Raw genomic sequence first — 18,069 nt, forward strand, 5'->3', positions numbered from 1 at the left:
TGAGGAGAGCCAACAAAAATGCGGCTTGAAGGATGACGCGTATCAAACCGGCGGCAGATCGAACAGCAAAATTTCGCTATCGCTGTCGGCGTGAACCGAAATCGCCTGCTCGTCCCAAATCGCCAGACCATCGCTGGTGGTGGCTTTGGTGCCGTTAATCGTCACTTCGCCTTTCACTACCTGGATCCACACGCGACGTTCCGCGGCAATCTGGTGAACCGACTGCTCATCTTTCAGCAGCGCCCAGCGATACAGTTCCATATCCTGATGCACTTTCAGCGACCCTTCGCGCGCATCTGGCGACAGCACCAGCTGTTTGCCCTGCGCGGCATCAAAGCGGCGCTGCTCGTAGCGCGGCGTAATGCCGGTTTCTTCTGGAATAATCCAGATCTGATACAAACGCAGGCGGTCGGTGCTGCTCGGGTTGTACTCAGAGTGACGCACGCCGGTACCCGCGCTCATGATCTGGAACTCGCCAGCCGGAACCTGCTCTTTGTTACCCATGCTGTCCTGGTGCTCAACCGCGCCTTCCAGCACATAAGTCAGGATTTCCATGTCTTTGTGCGGGTGGGTGCCAAACCCCTGGCCGGCGTCGATTACGTCATCGTTAATCACGCGCAGCGCGGAGAAACCCATAAAGTTCGGGTCGTAGTAGTTGGCGAAAGAGAAAGTATGCCAGGAATCCAGCCAGCCATGGTTAGCGTGGCCACGTTCGTTAGCTTTGCGTAAGTAGATCATGTTGCACCCCCGTATGTTTTCGATGGAGTAAGTGTGGACCCATTCCGCCGGCGATCATAGAGGGTGAAAATTGACTCCTCTGTTCAAAAAATATGAACAAGCGGCGAGGAGCCAGATTTTCTTATTTTGCGAGGGTAATAGTAGCCGGAGAAGGTTGTTCAAAGCCGCGCTGCAGAATCTCCATATTGGTGAGAACTTCAGATTCCTTGACGTAATTCGGCTGGCCGTTAACGAGGGTGTCATACAGCGCGTCATACACTCGTCCGTAGTCGCCGGTTTCCAGCGGCACCTCTTCACGTACCGCCACGCCCGCCTCGTTGATGTAGACCAGTTGCCCTACGCTGTCATCAGCGCCGAACCCCGCGTCGCCCGGCATAATGTTGGCCTTCAGGCTGGTCTCCTGCTGGTCAATGCCGTATTTCACAAACGAGCCTTTATGGCCATGAACGATAAATTTCGGGTAGTCAATCTGCACCAGATGGCTGGTTTTGACGATCGCTTTCAGGTCGCCATAAAACAGTTGAGCTTCAAACGTGTCATCGGGATTGGCTTTATTACGTAGTGAGCGCAGATCGTAGGAAACATGATCCGGGCGACCAAACAGCGAAATGATCTGGTCCATGGTATGCACCCCGAGGCCATAGAAATCGCCGCTTTGTGGTCCCCCCTGGATGGTTTCCGCCACCGGTCGGTAGTTATCAAAATGACTTTCAATTTCCACCAGTTCGCCGAGCTTACCGCTTTCAATCACCTTTTTGGTGGTCAGGAAACAGGAGTCGAAGCGGCGGTTCTGATAAGGCGTCACCGTCAACCCTTTGCTTTTCGCCAGCGTAAACAGGGCCTTCGCCTCTGCCAGCGTCGGGGTAAAGGGCTTTTCGACCAGTACGTTTTTCCCCGCTTCCAGCGCCCGCTTCGCATATTCGAAGTGGCTATCGGCATGGGTGCAGACCACCACCAGTTTGACCTGCGGGTCGTTCAGCACTTCATCGAGGTCGCTGGTGAAGTGGATATGGGAATACGCCGGCGCTTGTTCTTCCGGCCTGGCGCTGCGGCGATAAATATGCGCGACGTGCCAGCGGTCTTTGCGATGCAGGACGTAAGGAAGATGATAGCGGGTCGTGCTTTTACCAAAGCCAATAAATGCGCAGTGCAGAATCATAACGCTGTCCTTAGTTGATGTGCTGCCTTTAACCATAGCGCAAGCCGGGGGCTCACTTCATCCTCCTTTTCCTCTGAGCTGGAAAATTCACCGGCAAAATATTTCGGTTACCACTCATACACAATTATTAATAAGTGATTGATTAATAAGTCATTAAATTTCAGTTTTTCAACAGAAAGTCTTGATCCCAATGACGAAACTGCGGATAAGTGAAGGGCAAAACCAGGACGTTGCTAAAGACTAACGGAGTAGCCAGCCGCTGCTGATGGAAAAAAAGTATCTCGCCATAAACTGCGCCATTTTTTTCTGGCTTCTTGCACTGATCGCCTGGTTTAGCGATGAGGCCGCGCTGGCGCGCCTGGCGGCGGCCTGTACCCTTTTCGCTTTCCTTACTCATACCCAACGGGAAAAAATTAACGCTATGTTTATGAAGAAAAATAAAACCGAAGCGCAGGCTGCTGAAGTCGCGGCGCCAGCCGTGGCGGCAACAGAGCCAGAAACGGCAAGCGTCAAAAAACAGGAAACCACGGTGATCGCCAGCGGCGTGCATTTTGTCGGCAACATCGTCGCCAGCGGCCATGTCTATATCCACGGCCAGGTCACCGGCAACATTGAGGCCAAAGAACATCTCATTAAGGTGATGCGCGAAGGTGAGGTTGAGGGCAATATCAGTTGCCGCGAGCTGATCGTCGACGGCAAGGTTCATGGCCAGTGCCGTGGCGATAGCATTGCTATTGAGGAACATGGCAACCTCGACGGCACCCTCGCCTATCGCGCGCTGGCGATTAAAAAGGGCGGCCTGTTTACCGGCAGCGCGGAGGTGTTAGCCGCGGCGGAGAGCAAAAATAAAAGTAATATCGTCGGCCTGGTCGCAGAAGAAGCGGTGAAATCCGCCAAATCGCAACATGCCTGAAATGAGCGCAAAAAAAAGCCAGCACCCGGCTGGCTAAAGTAATACTGGAAGCAATGTGAGCAATGTCGTGCTTTCAGGCTTTCCGCAAGGGTCTCCCTGAATGCAGGACAATAATAATCATTCTCATTCGCACTTGTCTACTTTTTTTTGCAATTAATGCGTGTTGACTCGAACGCCGGAGTCAGTGATGTTTAAAGGGTCTTTTCAACCAAATGAGGAACAAGGAATGAGTGACATCGTGATACGCCATGCTGAACCGAAAGATGTTGACGCGATTCGTCAAATTCACGCCCAGCCGGAGGTGTATCACAACACGCTACAGGTCCCTCATCCATCCGAGCATATGTGGCAGGAGCGGCTAACCGATACGCCTGGCGTGAAGCAACTGGTGGCCTGTATCGATGGGCAAGTCGTGGGGCATTTATGCATTGCTGTCGCCCAACGTCCTCGCCGTAGCCACGTCGCCGATTTTGGTATCAGCGTGGATTCGCGCTGGCATAACCGCGGCGTCGCCAGCGCCCTGATGCGTACCATGATTGATATGTGCGACAACTGGCTGCGCGTCGAGCGCATTGAGCTGACGGTGTTCGCCGATAACGCCCCGGCGGTCGCGGTGTATAAGAAGTACGGCTTTGAGATCGAAGGCACCGCCAAGGGTTACGCATTGCGCAACGGCGAGTATGTGGATGCGTATTATATGGCGAGAATAAAGTAGCGTGTTGCCGGGTGGCGGCTTCGCCTTACCCGGCCTACCGTTCGTGCGGCCTGCCTTTAATTTATTCACCATGCTGGCTGAAACTGCCGGTGTCGATGGGCCTCAAAATCGCTGAGACGTTCCCGGAAGGCCGGGGCAGCCCGCATGGATGCGGGCTGAGGGCCGTGTTTTGCACGGACGCTGCCTCGGCCCGACCCGAAGCCTGCCGGGATAAGTCGAAGGTACCACGAAGTGGCGATTTTGGCGGCCAGAGCCCGGGAGTACAGAGGGCGGCGACTGGCCGCCCTCTGTGCGCTCCCTGCGCCACGGAAAACATATTGCAGCAAAATTAACCGGGAGCGCAATGTGTTCAGAATTAACACAAAGCACATGTTTTTCCCGGGCCAAAACAGTTGCAAACCGATAACAGTATCTACTTTCATACACTTGTCGGCCCGGTAAGCGCAGCGCCACCGGGCAACACATCAATACCCCGCGGTCAAATCACCGGGCGAACGCGGATCGGAAGCGCCATACAGCGTGCCGTCCGGCCCAACCATAATGCTCTGGGTACTGCCCATCGCCTCTTTCAGCGCGACTTTCTGCCCTTTCGCTTCCAGCAATTTCACGGTATCCGGGCTAAAACCTTTCTCCACCCGCAGTTCATCCGGCAGCCACTGGTGGTGGAAGCGCGGCGCGTTAGTGGCTTCCGCGACGTTCATCCCAAAATCAATGGTGTTGACCACCATTTGCAGCACGGTGGTGATAATTCGGCTACCGCCCGGGCTACCGGTCACCAGCCAGGTCTTCCCGTCTTTTACCACGATAGTTGGCGACATCGACGACAGCGGACGCTTTTTCGGCCCTACCGCGTTGGCGTCGCCGCCGACTAAACCATAAACGTTAGGCACACCGGGTTTCGCCGAGAAATCATCCATCTGGTTGTTGAGTATAATGCCGGAGTCGCCGGCCACGATGCCGGTGCCAAAGGTGGTATTCAACGTATAGGTGACCGCCACCGCATTGCCGTCTTTATCGACCACCGAGAAGTGGGTGGTCTGGTTGCTTTCATACGGCGCCAGCTTGCCCGGACGGATCTGGCTGGAAGGCTTCGCCTTGTTCACGTCAATCTCGGCGGCAATCGCTTTGGCGTAAGCCTTGCTGGTCAACGCCTGCCACGGCACTTTGACGAAGTCAGGATCACCGAGATATTCGGAACGGTCGGCATAGGCATGTTTCTCCGCCTCCGCCATCACCTGCATGGCGTCGGCGCTGCCAAAGCCATATTTCTGCATATCGAAGTTTTCGAGGATATTGAGGATCTGCACGATGTGGATCCCGCCAGAGGACGGCGGCGGCATGGAGTAAACCTCATAGCCGCGATATTCACCGCTAATCGGCGTACGCTCCACGGCCTTGTAGTTGGCGAGGTCGGCTTTGGTGATAAGCCCGCCGTGTTTTTTCATCTCACCGGCAATCTGGTCGGCGATAGCCCCTTTATAGAAGGCGTCCGGGCCGTGCTCGGCAATCAGCTCCAGGCTTTTCCCCAGATTCTTTTGCACCAGCCGGTCGCCTTTTTTCAGCGGCTCGCCGTTCTTCCAGAAAATCGCTTTGCTGTTTTCATGCTGTGGGATCACTTCGCTGCCATAGGTTTTTAAATCGTCAGCCAGCGCATCATTAACGATAAAACCCTCTTCCGCCAGCTTAATCGCCGGGCGGATCACTTTGTTTAGCGGCATGGTGCCGTATTTTTCCAGCGCGAGGGAGAAGCCCGCGACGCTGCCTGGCGTGCCGGAAGCGAGATGCGAAGTCAGCGATTTTTTACTGTCCGGATTGCCATGTTCATCGAGGAACATATCGCGGGTGGCCTGTTCCGGGGCCATCTCGCGGAAATCGATCGCCGTGGTTTTACCGTCTTTAGTACGCAGCATCATAAACCCGCCGCCGCCGATATTACCGGCCTGCGGATGCGTGACCGCCAGCGCGTAGCCGACAGCCACCGCCGCATCGACGGCGTTGCCGCCCTGACGCAGAATATCCACGCCGACGCGGGTCGCCAGCGCATCCACCGAGGCCACCATCCCCTGCTGGGCGCGCACCGGGTGAAACACATCTTCCTCAACGCCATACGAGACCGGCGGCGGGGGCGGCGGATTGGCGGCGACGGTAAAGCTGCCCCCCGCCAGTAACGCTGCGATGACCACCTGACGCCATATTGTTGTTTTTATCATTGTCTTACTCCTGAAAGGTAGGTTTTATATCCCGGCTTAAGCCTGGTTGATAACTCCTAAAAAATCATTGTTATGGCGAATTCGAGGTACACTTAAGTGATCCCACGCACGGGAGGAGAAAACAATGAAAGCGATTTTATTCCTGGCGGCGCTGATGCCGCTCGGCGTTTTAGCACAGCCGATTAACATCGATAACAACCCTAACCAGCCGGGTTATGTGGTGCCCAGCCAGCAGCGAATGCAAAATGAGATGAAGGTGCAGCAACAGCAGCAGCAAAGCATGCTTAAGCAGAATCTGAATAATCAGACCCGTTCGCAGCAGCAGCATTTGCAGAACCAGTTGCAAACCAATCAGCAGCGCGCGGCGCAGGGCGGCAATCTCAATTCGCAGCCGCAGGTACTGCCGAACAACAACGGCGGGATGCTGCGGCAGACTAACCCGTAAAGATCGTCCGCCGCAAATCAGTATTAAGGCTGGAAATTCGGCCCGATGACGTCAATAGCATCGGTGCAGATGCAATCTACGCCCCAGCGCAGCAGTTCGGCGGCGCGCTGGGGTTTATTGACCGTATACACCAGAATATGCAGGCCGGCCTGTTTCAGGCTCGCTACCCGAGCCGCATCCAGCAGCTTGTGGTTGAGATGAATAGATACGCAGCCCAGCCGGGCGGTCAATTCGCGCCAGTCATCGCGCCACTCATCCAGCAGCAGCCCGCGTGGCAGCTCGGGCGCGGCCTCCTGCGCCGCTTCCAGCGCGTCGATTTCAAAGGATGAGAGTAGCGGCGCGGTCATATCGGCCCACAGATCGCGCGCGGCCAGCGCCACCACTTTGCCGGTCTGCGGCCCCTGCCCGGTGGTCGGCTTAATTTCGATATTGGCCATCATGCCGTGACGGCGGCAGCGTTCCGCCACCTGGGAGAGCAGTGGCAGCGGTTCGCCCTTAAATTCACGGCTGTACCAGCTGCCGGCATCGACCTTCAGCAGATCGTCCCACGACAGCTCGCCCGCCACGCCCCAGCCGTTGCTGGTGCGTTCGAGATTATCGTCGTGCAGCAGAAAGATCTGCCCGTCCTTCGACAGCTTGGCGTCAAATTCAATCATCGTGTGCCCGTAGCGGGCGCCGACGTCGATAGCCGCCAGGGTGTTCTCCGGCGCCAGTTTACCGCCGCCGCGATGGGCGACGATGTGGGGATAAGGCCAGTTACTCATGCGCGTTGTCCTGTTTCACCATCAAAGAGGTGCAGATGTTCCAAAGGCAGATGCAGCCATAGCGTGCTGCCGCCCGCCGGGCGCTGCTGATGCGGCAATCTGACCACCAGCTTCTGCTCGCCCCAGCGCCCGTGGGCGAGGTTATCGGCACCTAAAATTTCCAGCGTATCCATCAGCAGCGGAATGCCGCCTTGCGCCTGCGAGCTTAAAATAAAGTGCTCCGGGCGGATACCGAGAGTCATTTTACGCCCGGCGTAACGCCGATGCTCGTGATTCATCGGTAGCTGTATGCCGCCTTCCAGCTCAAAGCGGCCGCCATCATCGCTCACCCGCCCCTCCAGCAGGTTCATGGCCGGGCTGCCGATAAAGCTCGCCACAAAGCGGCTGGCGGGCTTTTCGTACACTTCGACCGGCGTGCCGATCTGCTCGGCAATCCCCTTATTCATTACCATCACCCGCTGGGCGAGGGTCATCGCTTCGACCTGATCGTGGGTGACATACAGCGAAGTCGTTTTCAAGCGCCGATGCAGCTGTTGCAGTTCCAGACGCATCTGCACGCGCAGCTTGGCGTCGAGGTTTGACAACGGTTCGTCGAACAGGAATACCGCCGGGTCACGCACGATAGCGCGGCCCATCGCCACGCGCTGGCGCTGACCGCCGGACAGTTCCCGCGGGCGGCGCTTGAGCAGGCCATCCAGCTCAAGAATACGCGCCGCCTCCTGTACGCGCTCGGCGATCAATCCCTTACCCATGCCGCGAATCTTCAGACCCCACGCCATGTTCTCTTCCACGCTCATATGTGGATAAAGCGCATAGTTCTGGAACACCATCGCGATACCGCGATCCTTCGGCTCCATCTCGGTCACCCGTTTACGATCAATCCAGATATCGCCGCTGGTCACTCGTTCAAGTCCGGCAACCATCCGCAGCAGCGTTGATTTCCCGCAGCCCGACGGGCCGACCATGACGATAAACTCCCCATCCGCCACGTCCAGCGTCAGCGGTTGAATTACCTGGGTTTTGCCATCCCAGCTTTTGCTTACTGCCTGTAGTTTTAAACCAGCCATTTTATTTCTCACTATCGACCAGGCCGCGCACAAACGCGCGCTGCATGGCTAAAACGATGACGACCGGCGGGATCAGGGTCAGCAGCATCGCCGCCATCACCTGATTCCACTGGGTAGTACCTTCACCGGTGGCGATCATGCCTTTAATACCGGCGACGGCGGTGCCAAGATTCACATCCTGAATAATCAGCAACGGCCATAGATACTGGTTCCAGCCGTAGATAAAGGTGATGACGAACAGCGCGGCGAGGTTGGTTTTCGACAGCGGCAGCACGATGTCGCGAAAGAAGCGCATCGGCGAAGCGCCATCGATACGCGCCGCTTCAATCAGCTCGTCCGGCAGAGTCATAAAGAACTGGCGGAACAGGAAGGTGGCGGTAGCCGAAGCCATCAACGGCAGCGTTAACCCGGCATAACTGTCGAGCATTTTGAGGTTGGCGATCACTTCCACCGTCGGGAAAATACGCACCTCGACCGGCAGCATCAGAGTGATGAAGATCATCCAGAAGAACAGGTTACGCAGCGGAAAGCGGAACCAGACGATGGCGAAAGCCGAAAGCATCGACACCACGATTTTGCCTACCGTAATGGCGAACGCCATGATGAAGCTGTTGAGCATCATCAGCCAGAACGGCGCGCTGTTGACGCCGACGCCGTTCACCCAGATGGTCTTCATGTTCTCCAGCAGATGTCCGCCGGGGATCAGCGTCATCGGCGTTTCAAACACCGATTTGTTATCCAGCGTCGCCGCCACGAAGGCGACATACAGCGGGAATAAAATGACGGCAATACCCAGAATGAGCATGGTGTGGCTGAAAATCGTCAGCCCGCGACGGTTCTCAATCATTGGTAACGCACCTTACTTTCAACGTAACGGAACTGCACCACCGTCAGGATAATGACGAGGAACATCAGCACCACCGACTGCGCGGCGGAAGCGGAAAGATCGAGCCCGGCGAAACCTTCGCGATAAATTTTGTAGATTAGGGTGGTGGTCGCCTGCACCGGGCCGCCGGCGGTGGCGGCATCGATCACCGGGAAGGTGTCGAAGAAGGCGTAAACCAGGTTGACCACCAGTAGGAAGAAGCTCACCGGCGCAATCAGCGGCAGCGCCAGCTTGAAGAAGCGGCGAATCGGCCCGGCGCCGTCGATGGCGGCGGCCTCAACCAGCGAACGCGGGATCGACTGCAGCGCGGCGAAGAAGAACAGGAAGTTGTAGCTTATCTGCTTCCAGACCGAGGCGAAGACCACCAGAAACATCGCCTGGCCGCTGTTCTGCGCGTGGTTCCAGTCGTAACCCAATTCGCCGAGGAAATGGGTGATCAGCCCGCGTCCGGGATTGAAGAGGAAGATCCACAGCACCGCCGCGACGGCGGGAGCCACGGCATACGGCAACAGCATCAGCGTTTGATAAAAGCGGCTGCCGCGCACCACATAGTCGACCAGCGCGGCAAAAAACAGCGAAATAAGCAGGCCGCTGACGGTTACCAGAGTGCTGAATTTTATGGTCGTCCAGAACGAGTCCAGATAGTACGGGTCGTGGAACAGCGTGACGAAGTTATCCAGGCCGACAAACTGGCTGGAAAGGCCAAACGGATCGACGCTCTGCAGCGAGTACCACAGCGCTTCGCCCGCGGGCCAGATAAAGAAAATCAGCGTGATAATCAGCTGCGGCGCGACCAGCACATAGGGCAGCCAGCGCGAGCGGAATACCGGACGGGATGATGACATTGAGATTTGGTTCCTGAACAATGCCGGGCGGCGGCTACGCCTTACCCGGCCTACATAGGGCACATCGTAGGCCCGGTAAGCGCAGCGCCACCGGGCAAGTTACAGATTACGATTTGGTGGCTTGCTCGAAACGGCGCAGCAGTTGATTCCCGCGCTGAACGGCGGAGTCCAGCGCCTGTTGCGGGGTTTTCTTGCCGGTCCACACGCTCTCCAGCTCTTCATCAACGATGGTGCGAATTTGCGGCATGTTGCCCAGGCGCAGGCCTTTGGTGAACGGCAACGGCGGCTTGTTCAGCATCTGGCGAGTGGCGATATCAGCGCCTGGGTTCTTATCATAGAAGCCCTGCTGGCGCGTCAGATCGTAGGCCGCGGTGGTAATCGGCAGGTAGCCGGTTTTCTGGTGCCACTCGGCGGCGTTTTCCGGTTTGGTCAGGAAGTCGAGAAACTTCGCCACGCCGGTGTAGGTCTCTTTGTCCTTGCCCTGCATCACCCACAGGCTGGCCCCGCCGATGATGGCGTTCTGCGGCGCGCCTTTCACATCAGCGTCGTAAGGCATCATGCCGACGCCGTAGTTGAATTTCGCGTACTGACGAATATCCGCCAGCGAACCGGATGAGGCGGTAGTCATCGCGCAGTCGCCGTTATAGAACTTCTCGGTGGATTCATCCTTACGCCCGAAATAGCTGAAATCGCCTTTCTTGTTCATCTCTTCGAGCAGCGCGATATGCTTCACCTGCTCCGGCTTGTTGAACTCAAGAACCGCGTCGGTACCGTCAAAGCCGTTATTTTTCGTGGCGACCGGCAGGCCGTTCCAGGCGCTGAAGTTCTCAATCTGGATCCAGCCCTGCCAACCGCTGGCGTAGCCGCACTTCATTCCGGCCGCTTTCAGTTTGGCGGTGTAAGCCGCCAGATCCTGCCAGGTTTTCGGCGGCTGCTCAGGGTCCAGACCCGCTTTCTTGAAGGCGTCTTTGTTGTAGTACAGCACCGGCGTGGAGCTGTTAAACGGCTGGGAGAGCAGATGGCCGGTTTTTGAATCGGTGTAATAACCGGACACCGTCGGTACGAACTGCGATTCATCGAACTTAATACCCGCATCGCTAAAGACCTGGTACACCGGCTTAATAGCTTTTGACGCCATCATAGTGGCGGTGCCGACTTCATACACCTGCAGAATCGCCGGCGCGTTGCCGGTACGGAAGGCGGCGATACCGGCGCTCAGGCTCTGCTCGTAGTTGCCTTTGTACATCGGAACAATTTTGTAATCAGGATTGGCCGCGTTGAAACGTTGCGCCAGAGAATCAACTTCTTTACCCAGTTCCCCTTCCATCGAGTGCCAGAAAGGGATGGTGGTTACTGCCAGTGCCTGGCCAGCAAATGCCAGGCTCAGCGCCAGTCCTAAAGCTGTATGTCGTAACGATATCATCGGTTATCTCTCTTGTTGTTCCGGATGCGCGATTTCACGCGTTTTATGTTCGCGGGGTAACATGACATGTTCGAATTACAGAAAAATAACTTTTTTATTACAAAAAAAAGATAGTAACGGGTCAGAGAGATGACAAGCCGATGAAAGGACGGGGGAAGTAAAGTGGGAGCTGAGACACGGATAATATCCGTGCGATCGGCTCCCGGGGTCGGCGCAAGCGCCTCGCCCGGGCTACAACGGCTTGGGTAGCCCGACCAAGCGAAGCGCCGCCGGGTTGCAACGAGTTAACCGTCATCCGCGCAAACGCGCGACAATCTGTTCCAGGGTAAGTTGCCCCGCTGCAGCCTCGACGGTCATGCCGACGAAGTCTGGATTCGCCGGCAATATAATTCCATTTCGCTTTAAAAAAAGCAGGGTGATAAACAGTGCCGTACGCTTATTACCATCATTAAATATATGACCGCGAGAAATCGCCAGCAGATGCATCGCAGCGAGTCGCCACACGTCTGTCACACCTTCATATTCAATTTTGTTTAGCACCCTATACATTATCGCTTCGGCACGCCCCGGATCGGGCATACCGGCAACGCCAGGCGTGACGCGGAGCAGCCTGTCGTGAAACTGTATTATCTCTTCCGCTGAGATAATCTGCAGCGTCATTTATCCGCAAGCTCCCTGATCTCATCACCATGAACCGCCATGATAGCCGCGAACTCATCATCCATTCTGGCCGCCTGGTAGCGTTCAAACTCTTCTGCACTAATGATGACCGCAGATTTATGCCCACGACGGGTAATGGTCACAGGTACACCTGTCACTGCGCTTTCCAGCACATCAGCCAGATTTTGCCGGGCTTCGCTATAGTTAACCGTTCTCATAAAAACCTCCAAAGCTGTACTCTTTTATTGTACAACATACATGTACAAAAAAAGAGCCAACAGGCTCTTTTAAATGTATTCGTGCGATCGGCTCCCGGGGTCGGCGCAAGCGCCTCGCCCGGGCTACAAACCGGCGAAGTGAATAACGCCGGGTTACGATGAACTAACCGCCGAGATAGGCGCTGCGCACCGCCTCGTTGGCCAACAGCGCGTCGCCGGTATCCTCCAGCACCACGTGACCGTTTTCCAGTACGTAGCCGCGATCGGCCAGCTTCAGCGCCTGGTTGGCGTTCTGCTCAACCAGGAAGATCGTCATCCCCTGCTCACGCAGCTGTTCGATGGTATCGAAAATCTGCTGAATGATAATCGGCGCCAGCCCCAATGAGGGCTCATCAAGCAGCAGCAGGCGCGGCTGGCTCATCAGAGCGCGACCGATCGCCAGCATCTGCTGCTCGCCGCCGGACATGGTGCCGGCGCGCTGAATACGGCGTTCATGCAGACGCGGGAACAGCTCATACACCCATTTGATGCGGGTATGGAACTGGTCGCGGTCGGCAAAGAAACCGCCCATCGCCAGATTCTCTTCCACCGTCATGCGCGAAAAGACGCGTCGCCCTTCCGGCACTATCGCCACCGCTTCACGCATGATTTTCGCCGTCTGCCAGTCGGTAATATCCTTACCGTCAAAGACAATGCGCCCGCTGGAAGCCCGCGGATCGCCGCACAGCGTACCAAGTAGGGTGGTTTTCCCTGCGCCGTTGGCGCCGATAAGCGTGACGATCTCACCCTGTTTGATATGCAGGCTGACGTTGTGCAGCGCCTGAATCTTGCCGTAGTGGGCGCTGACATTGTCAAAAGTTAACATCGCTTTTTCCATCTTATGCGTCACCACCATTATGCTTCACCTAAATAGGCGCGGATCACGTCCGGGTTATTACGAATCTCTTCCGGCGTCCCGTTGGCCAGCGGCGTCCCCTGGTTCACGACGTAGATGCGATCGGAAATGCCCATCACCAGCTTCATATCATGTTCGATAAGCAGGATGGTGGTGTTGTGATGGCTACGCAGCTCGGCGATAAGTTCATCCAGCTCTTTGGTCTCTTTCGGGTTAAGCCCCGCCGCCGGTTCATCAAGCATCAGGATCTCCGGCTGCGTCACCATACAGCGGGCGATCTCCAGCCGGCGCTGGTCGCCGTAGGCCAGGTTACTGGCCTGGCGGTTGGCGTGCTCCAGCAGGCCGATACGCTCAAGCCAGGTGGCAGCCCGATCCAGCGCTTCGCTCTGTGCGCGACGGAAGGCCGGCGTTTTCAGCAGCCCGGAGAAGACGCCGGTTTTCAGCTGTTGATGCTGCGCCACCAGCAGATTTTCAATCACCGTCATTTCGCGGAACAGACGCACGTGCTGGAAGGTTCGTACCACCCCCATCCGCGCAATCTGCTGCCCCGGCAGCCCTTCCAGGTGCTGGTCGCGCAGCATAATGGTGCCACCGGTAGGTTTATAGAAACCGGTCAGGCAGTTAAAAACGGTGGTTTTTCCCGCGCCGTTTGGGCCAATTAAGGAAACGATCTCCTGCGGGCGCAGCTCAAGGGAGACGTTATTGACCGCCAGCAGGCCGCCAAAACGCATCATCAGGCCGTTCACGGATAATATTGGCTGACTCATGCCTGCTCTCCTTTCGCCTGACCGTTTTTCAGCTTCAGCTGCGGGCGCGTCATCGGCAGCAGCCCCTGCGGACGCCAGATCATCATCAGCACCATCAACCCACCGAGCATTAACATGCTGTATTCGTTGAAATCACGCATCAGCTCGCGCGATACCACCAGCAGAATAGCCGCCAGGATCACTGCAAACTGCGAGCCCATACCACCCAGCACCACGATCGCCAGCACAAAGGCCGACTCGGCGAAGGTAAAGGACTCCGGGCTCACGAAGCCCTGGCGCGCGGCGAACAGCGTGCCGGCAAATCCGGCAAACGCGGCGCTGATAGTAAAGGCGGTCAGCTTGATGCGCGTCGGGCTCAGGCCCAGCGAACGACAGGCGATTTCATCTTCACGCAGCGCTTCCCACGCCCGCCCGAGCGGCATCCGCAGCAGCCGGTTAATAACGAACAGGCTGAGCACCACCAGCAGCAACGCTACCAGATAGAGGAAAATCACCCTATCGCTGGGATCGTACTTCAGACCGAAGAAGTTGCTGAAGGTATCCCAGCCGCCTTCACGGGCGGTACGGCTAAATTCAAGACCAAAGAAAGTCGGTTTCGGGATCTGGCTGATACCGTTCGGCCCGCCGGTGATCTCGGTATTGTTGAGCAGCAGAATGCGCACGATCTCGCCGAAGCCTAAGGTCACAATCGCCAGATAGTCGCCGCGCAGACGCAGCACCGGGAAGCCCAGCAGGAAGCCGGCCGCTGCGGAGACCAGACCGGCCAGCGGCAGGCAGGTCCAGAAGCCGAGACCGTAATAGTGGTTAAGCAGCGCAAAGGTATAGGCGCCGATGGCGTAAAACCCGCCGTAGCCCAATACCAGCAGGCCGGAAAGCCCAACCACCACGTTCAGTCCGAGACCAAGGATGATATAAATCATCGTCAGGGTGGCAATATCCACCGTACCGCGCGACACCATAAACGGCCAGGCCACGGCAATCACCAGCAGGGCTATCAGAAACAGCTTCTGCTTGACCGTCGACCCGTCAATCGCCGGCATAATAAATTTCGGCCCGGAAACGTTCTTAACCGCTTTCTGGAACAGCGGGCGCAGCAGCTGGAAGAAAAAGACCACCGCGGTGCCGATGAAAATCCACTGCCAACGAATATCGGCGGCGGTATCGACCACCAGTTTGGTGCCATTCAGCTCCAGCTGCACGCCCATAAAGACGCCCGCCAGAACAAAGAACATCGCGGCGGAAAGCAGCGCCATCGCAATTTGCATCGGTTTCATACTTTTTCTACCTCCGGGCGGCCCAGAATGCCGGTCGGCATTACTAACAGCACCAGAATCAGCAGCGCGAAGGAGACGACGTCCTTATATTCGGTGCTGAGATAGGCAGAAGAGAGCGCCTCGGCGATACCCAGAATCAGGCCGCCGATCATCGCGCCAGGGATACTGCCGATACCGCCGAGCACAGCTGCGGTAAAGGCCTTCATCCCGGCCATAAAGCCGATGTAGGGGTTAATAACGCCGTAGAACTGCCCCAGCAGTACGCCTGCGACCGCCGCCATCGCTGCGCCAATGACGAAGGTCAGCGCAATAACGCGGTCGGTGTTGATGCCCAGCAGGCTCGCCATTTTCAGATCTTCCGCACAGGCGCGGCAGGCGCGGCCCATTCGCGAATAGCGAATAAACAACGTCAGCGCCAGCATGGCGATAAAGGTAACGACCCAGATGACCAGCTGCATGGTAGTGATAGTGGCGGAGAAATTATCGCTGTGGCCGACAATCCACTGGCCGTTAAAGAGACTCGGCAGCGCGACATCGCGCGAGCCTTCGGTCAGGCTGACAAAGTTCTGCAGGAATATCGACATCCCGATGGCGGAAATCAGCGCGATCAGACGTTTGGAGCTGCGAACTGGCCGATAGGCCACGCGCTCGATACTCCAGCCGTAGGCGCTGGCGATAATGATAGCGCCAATAAAGCCTGCGGCGACCAGCAGCCAGCCGGTATCGATCCCCAGCATCATCAGGGCGGCGATAATCATGAACGAGACGTAGCTGCCGATCATGTAGACCTCGCCGTGGGCGAAGTTAATCATGCCGATAATGCCGTACACCATCGTATAGCCGATGGCGATCAGCGCATAGGTACTGCCCAGCGTGACGCCGTTAAACATCTGCTGCAGAAAATAGAGAAACTGCTCGGACATAAGGTAACCTTTTTCATGCCGCCCGCGCGGTGCGGGCGGTGGGATAACGCGTCTTACTTAGCGACGGTGGATGAACCATCCGCGTGCCACTGGAAGACACCAAATTCAAATCCCTTCAGATCGCCTTTTTCATCCCAATTCAGCGGCCCAATCACGGTCTTCGCGCCGTGAGCTTTCAAATCTTTAATTAAATCCAGCGGCTGCTGGCTGCCGGTTCTGTCCATTGCTTGCGCCAGCGACTGAACGGCGGCATAGGTGATCCAGACGTACGGACCACTCGGATCTTTTTTATCCGCTTTCAGCGCATCAACAATAGCGCTGTTGGACGGATCCTGGTCATAGCGTTTTGGCATCGTCACCAGCATACCTTCCGCCGCCGCGCCGGCGATGTTGGACAGCGAGGCGTTACCGACGCCTTCCGGCCCCATAAACTGCGTTTTCAGGCCGACGGAGCGCGCCTGGCGCAGCATCTGCCCCATTTCCGGGTAGTAGCCACCGTAGTAGACGAAGTCGATATTCTCTTTCTTCAGGCGCGCCAGCAGCGCGGAGAAATCTTTCTCACCGGCGGTAATACCGTCAAAAAAGACGATATTGGCGCCGGCTTTCTTCAGGTTGTCCTGCACGGAACGCGCCAGTCCTTCACCGTACTGCTGTTTGTCATGAATAATCGCAATACGCTGCGGCTTCACCTGTTCGAGGATATATTTCGCGGCGGTCGGCCCCTGGGAAGAGTCAAGACCTGCGGTACGCATAATGTACTGGTAGCCACGCTGGGTCAGTTCCGGGTTGGTCGCCCCGGGGGAGATCATCAGGATGCCTTCATCTTCATAGATGTCAGACGCCGGCTGGGTGGAGGAGGAACAGAGGTGGCCAATAACGTACTGAATGCCATCATTGACGATTTTGTTGGCGACCGCGACCGCTTGTTTCGGATCGCAGGCGTCGTCATATTCGACGCCAACCAGTTTGTCGCCTTTAATGCCGCCGCTGGCGTTAATGTCTTTAATCGCCTGGCGCGCGCCGTTGAATTCCATATCGCCCCACTGGGCAACCGGGCCAGACATCGCGCCGACGACGGCGACTTTAATATCCTTTGCCAACGACGCGTGGGAAATCGCTAATGCAACGACTCCCGCGATGATCGTTTTCGCGTTCCTTTTCATGCTTCAGAACCCCGTTCGTGATGTGATGTAAATGTTTTGTATTTTTATGGTTAAAAAGCATTCTGTGCTTTTATTAAACAACGCCATTTTTACCATGAACTTTAATGGTTTAGCGCAGTTTCTTACCTGAATTATGATTAAAATCTCTATTTTTCAGGTGATTAAGAAAAGATAATATTCTGGTTTAAGGCGAAGATAAACAAAAAAAAGTCCAGTTCACAGCATAAAATAACGGCATATAAGGCGGAATAAAACGCTACATATCAGGTTAAAATTCTGCTTATTTTTCGATCCATAATGTATTGCGCTACCCCCACGCAACCAGGAAAACGAATCCCCTAATGAATGAGTTGAAAACAGCGCCCCGCCGAACGAGAAATTTGAGTACACTGTCGCATCTGTTTTGACTGGAACTGCCGCGTATGAAGCTCACCATTATCCGTTTACAGCACTTCAGCGATCAGGATCGCATTGATTTAGGCAAAATCTGGCCGTCGCAGGATCCTGCGGCGCTGATGCTGGACGATAACCATCGTATTTACGCCGCCCGCTTTAACGAACGTCTGCTCGGCGCCGTACGCGTTACCCTGCGCGGCGTCGAAGGCGAGCTCAGCGATCTGTGCGTGCGTGAAGTCACCCGCCGCCGCGGCGTGGGGCAATATTTAGTGGAAGAGACGTTAAGCGATAACCCGAATATCAATAGCTGGCGCGTTGCCGATAGCGGGGTGGAAGACCGCGGCGTGATGGCGGCATTTATGCAGGCGCTGGGTTTCAGCGCCCAGCAGAATGGTTGGGAGAAGCATTAAACCGTAGCCCCAATAAACGCAGCGTGACCAGGGAAGAACCCGGCGGCGCTTCGCTTAGCCGGGCTACCTGGAAATTGTAGCCCCGGTAAGCGCAGCGCAACCGGGGTCAGACAACACATCCGCGGCATGAAAGGCTCCGCAGGCAACGCATCTGCGGCGTGAAAGGCGCCCTCACATTTAACCCAGCATTTCGCGTTG

Annotated in this window: 19 protein-coding genes; 4 read left to right on the plus strand and 15 right to left on the minus strand. The window is 56.3% G+C overall.

Features of this window, described 5'->3' with window-relative positions; genetic code table 11:
* Positions 1–42 precede the first annotated feature (42 nt).
* Together ABLU86_RS19090 and ABLU86_RS19095 are read right to left on the minus strand one after the other, a co-directional pair.
* Complete coding sequence (locus ABLU86_RS19090; RefSeq protein WP_015369337.1) at positions 43–738, minus strand: pirin family protein; 696 nt, start codon at positions 736–738, stop codon at positions 43–45.
* Positions 739–859: 121 nt separating this feature from the next.
* Entirely contained in the window at positions 860–1,897 is a 1,038-nt protein-coding gene (locus ABLU86_RS19095) for an oxidoreductase (protein WP_032715611.1), read from the minus strand.
* 265 nt (positions 1,898–2,162) lie between these two features.
* On the opposite strand from ABLU86_RS19095, the gene ABLU86_RS19100 reads away from it, so the two are divergent.
* Together ABLU86_RS19100 and yhhY are read left to right on the plus strand one after the other, a co-directional pair.
* A complete protein-coding gene (locus tag ABLU86_RS19100) occupies positions 2,163–2,810 on the plus strand; it encodes a polymer-forming cytoskeletal protein (RefSeq protein ID WP_032715216.1) in 648 nt (215 codons plus the stop codon).
* 226 nt (positions 2,811–3,036) lie between these two features.
* Entirely contained in the window at positions 3,037–3,525 is a 489-nt protein-coding gene (yhhY, locus tag ABLU86_RS19105) for an N-acetyltransferase (protein WP_032715217.1), read from the plus strand.
* A 464-nt stretch (positions 3,526–3,989) separates the two neighbouring features.
* Here the strand turns inward: yhhY and ggt are convergent, their stop codons facing one another.
* Positions 3,990–5,735, minus strand: coding sequence for a gamma-glutamyltransferase (gene ggt / locus ABLU86_RS19110; RefSeq protein ID WP_032713162.1), 1,746 nt, complete (start codon positions 5,733–5,735; stop codon positions 3,990–3,992).
* 124 nt (positions 5,736–5,859) lie between these two features.
* On the opposite strand from ggt, the gene ABLU86_RS19115 reads away from it, so the two are divergent.
* Entirely contained in the window at positions 5,860–6,180 is a 321-nt protein-coding gene (locus tag ABLU86_RS19115) for a DUF2756 family protein (protein ID WP_032715222.1), read from the plus strand.
* Between the two features lie 23 nt (positions 6,181–6,203).
* Here ABLU86_RS19115 and ugpQ read toward each other — a convergent pair whose 3' ends face one another.
* From ugpQ to livK, 12 genes are all read right to left on the minus strand, one after another.
* Positions 6,204–6,944 carry a glycerophosphodiester phosphodiesterase gene (ugpQ, locus tag ABLU86_RS19120; protein WP_015703700.1) on the minus strand — a complete coding sequence of 247 codons (741 nt, stop codon included), beginning with the start codon at positions 6,942–6,944 and terminating at the stop codon, positions 6,204–6,206.
* Entirely contained in the window at positions 6,941–8,011 is a 1,071-nt protein-coding gene (locus ABLU86_RS19125; protein WP_015703701.1) for a sn-glycerol-3-phosphate import ATP-binding protein UgpC, read from the minus strand. The genes ugpQ and ABLU86_RS19125 overlap by 4 nt, the downstream gene beginning before the upstream one ends.
* Position 8,012: 1 nt before the next feature.
* Positions 8,013–8,858, minus strand: a complete 846-nt coding sequence (gene ugpE, locus ABLU86_RS19130; RefSeq protein WP_015369329.1) for a sn-glycerol-3-phosphate ABC transporter permease UgpE — start codon at positions 8,856–8,858, stop codon at positions 8,013–8,015.
* Positions 8,855–9,742, minus strand: coding sequence for a sn-glycerol-3-phosphate ABC transporter permease UgpA (gene ugpA / locus ABLU86_RS19135; RefSeq protein WP_015369328.1), 888 nt, complete (start codon positions 9,740–9,742; stop codon positions 8,855–8,857). The genes ugpE and ugpA overlap by 4 nt, the downstream gene beginning before the upstream one ends.
* Positions 9,743–9,848: 106 nt before the next feature.
* Positions 9,849–11,165 carry a sn-glycerol-3-phosphate ABC transporter substrate-binding protein UgpB gene (gene ugpB / locus ABLU86_RS19140; RefSeq protein ID WP_015703703.1) on the minus strand — a complete coding sequence of 439 codons (1,317 nt, stop codon included), beginning with the start codon at positions 11,163–11,165 and terminating at the stop codon, positions 9,849–9,851.
* A 291-nt stretch (positions 11,166–11,456) separates the two neighbouring features.
* Complete coding sequence (locus ABLU86_RS19145) at positions 11,457–11,825, minus strand: type II toxin-antitoxin system death-on-curing family toxin (protein ID WP_002920800.1); 369 nt, start codon at positions 11,823–11,825, stop codon at positions 11,457–11,459.
* Positions 11,822–12,043, minus strand: coding sequence for a type II toxin-antitoxin system Phd/YefM family antitoxin (locus tag ABLU86_RS19150; protein WP_004174006.1), 222 nt, complete (start codon positions 12,041–12,043; stop codon positions 11,822–11,824). The genes ABLU86_RS19145 and ABLU86_RS19150 overlap by 4 nt, the downstream gene beginning before the upstream one ends.
* 163 nt (positions 12,044–12,206) lie before the next feature.
* The gene (livF, locus tag ABLU86_RS19155; protein WP_086538103.1) at positions 12,207–12,920 is read right to left on the minus strand and encodes a high-affinity branched-chain amino acid ABC transporter ATP-binding protein LivF; all 714 of its coding nucleotides are present in this window, start codon (positions 12,918–12,920) and stop codon (positions 12,207–12,209) included.
* 17 nt (positions 12,921–12,937) lie between these two features.
* Positions 12,938–13,705 carry a high-affinity branched-chain amino acid ABC transporter ATP-binding protein LivG gene (livG, locus tag ABLU86_RS19160; RefSeq protein ID WP_015369325.1) on the minus strand — a complete coding sequence of 256 codons (768 nt, stop codon included), beginning with the start codon at positions 13,703–13,705 and terminating at the stop codon, positions 12,938–12,940.
* On the minus strand, positions 13,702–14,979 hold the full coding sequence (gene livM / locus ABLU86_RS19165; protein WP_015369324.1) for a branched chain amino acid ABC transporter permease LivM: 1,278 nt from the start codon (positions 14,977–14,979) through the stop codon (positions 13,702–13,704). The genes livG and livM overlap by 4 nt, the downstream gene beginning before the upstream one ends.
* On the minus strand, positions 14,976–15,902 hold the full coding sequence (gene livH, locus ABLU86_RS19170) for a high-affinity branched-chain amino acid ABC transporter permease LivH (RefSeq protein ID WP_015369323.1): 927 nt from the start codon (positions 15,900–15,902) through the stop codon (positions 14,976–14,978). Before livH ends, livM begins: the two co-directional genes overlap by 4 nt.
* A 53-nt stretch (positions 15,903–15,955) precedes the next feature.
* Positions 15,956–17,065 (minus strand): high-affinity branched-chain amino acid ABC transporter substrate-binding protein LivK, encoded by a 1,110-nt coding sequence (livK, locus tag ABLU86_RS19175; RefSeq protein ID WP_047077332.1) that lies wholly within the window; start codon positions 17,063–17,065, stop codon positions 15,956–15,958.
* A 422-nt stretch (positions 17,066–17,487) separates the two neighbouring features.
* On the opposite strand from livK, the gene panM reads away from it, so the two are divergent.
* Complete coding sequence (gene panM, locus ABLU86_RS19180; RefSeq protein ID WP_032709323.1) at positions 17,488–17,871, plus strand: aspartate 1-decarboxylase autocleavage activator PanM; 384 nt, start codon at positions 17,488–17,490, stop codon at positions 17,869–17,871.
* Positions 17,872–18,069 lie beyond the last annotated feature (198 nt).

Origin of the sequence: Klebsiella sp. JN_Kp121, from assembly GCF_040062145.1 — a bacterium.
GTDB lineage: Bacteria > Pseudomonadota > Gammaproteobacteria > Enterobacterales > Enterobacteriaceae > Klebsiella > Klebsiella aerogenes.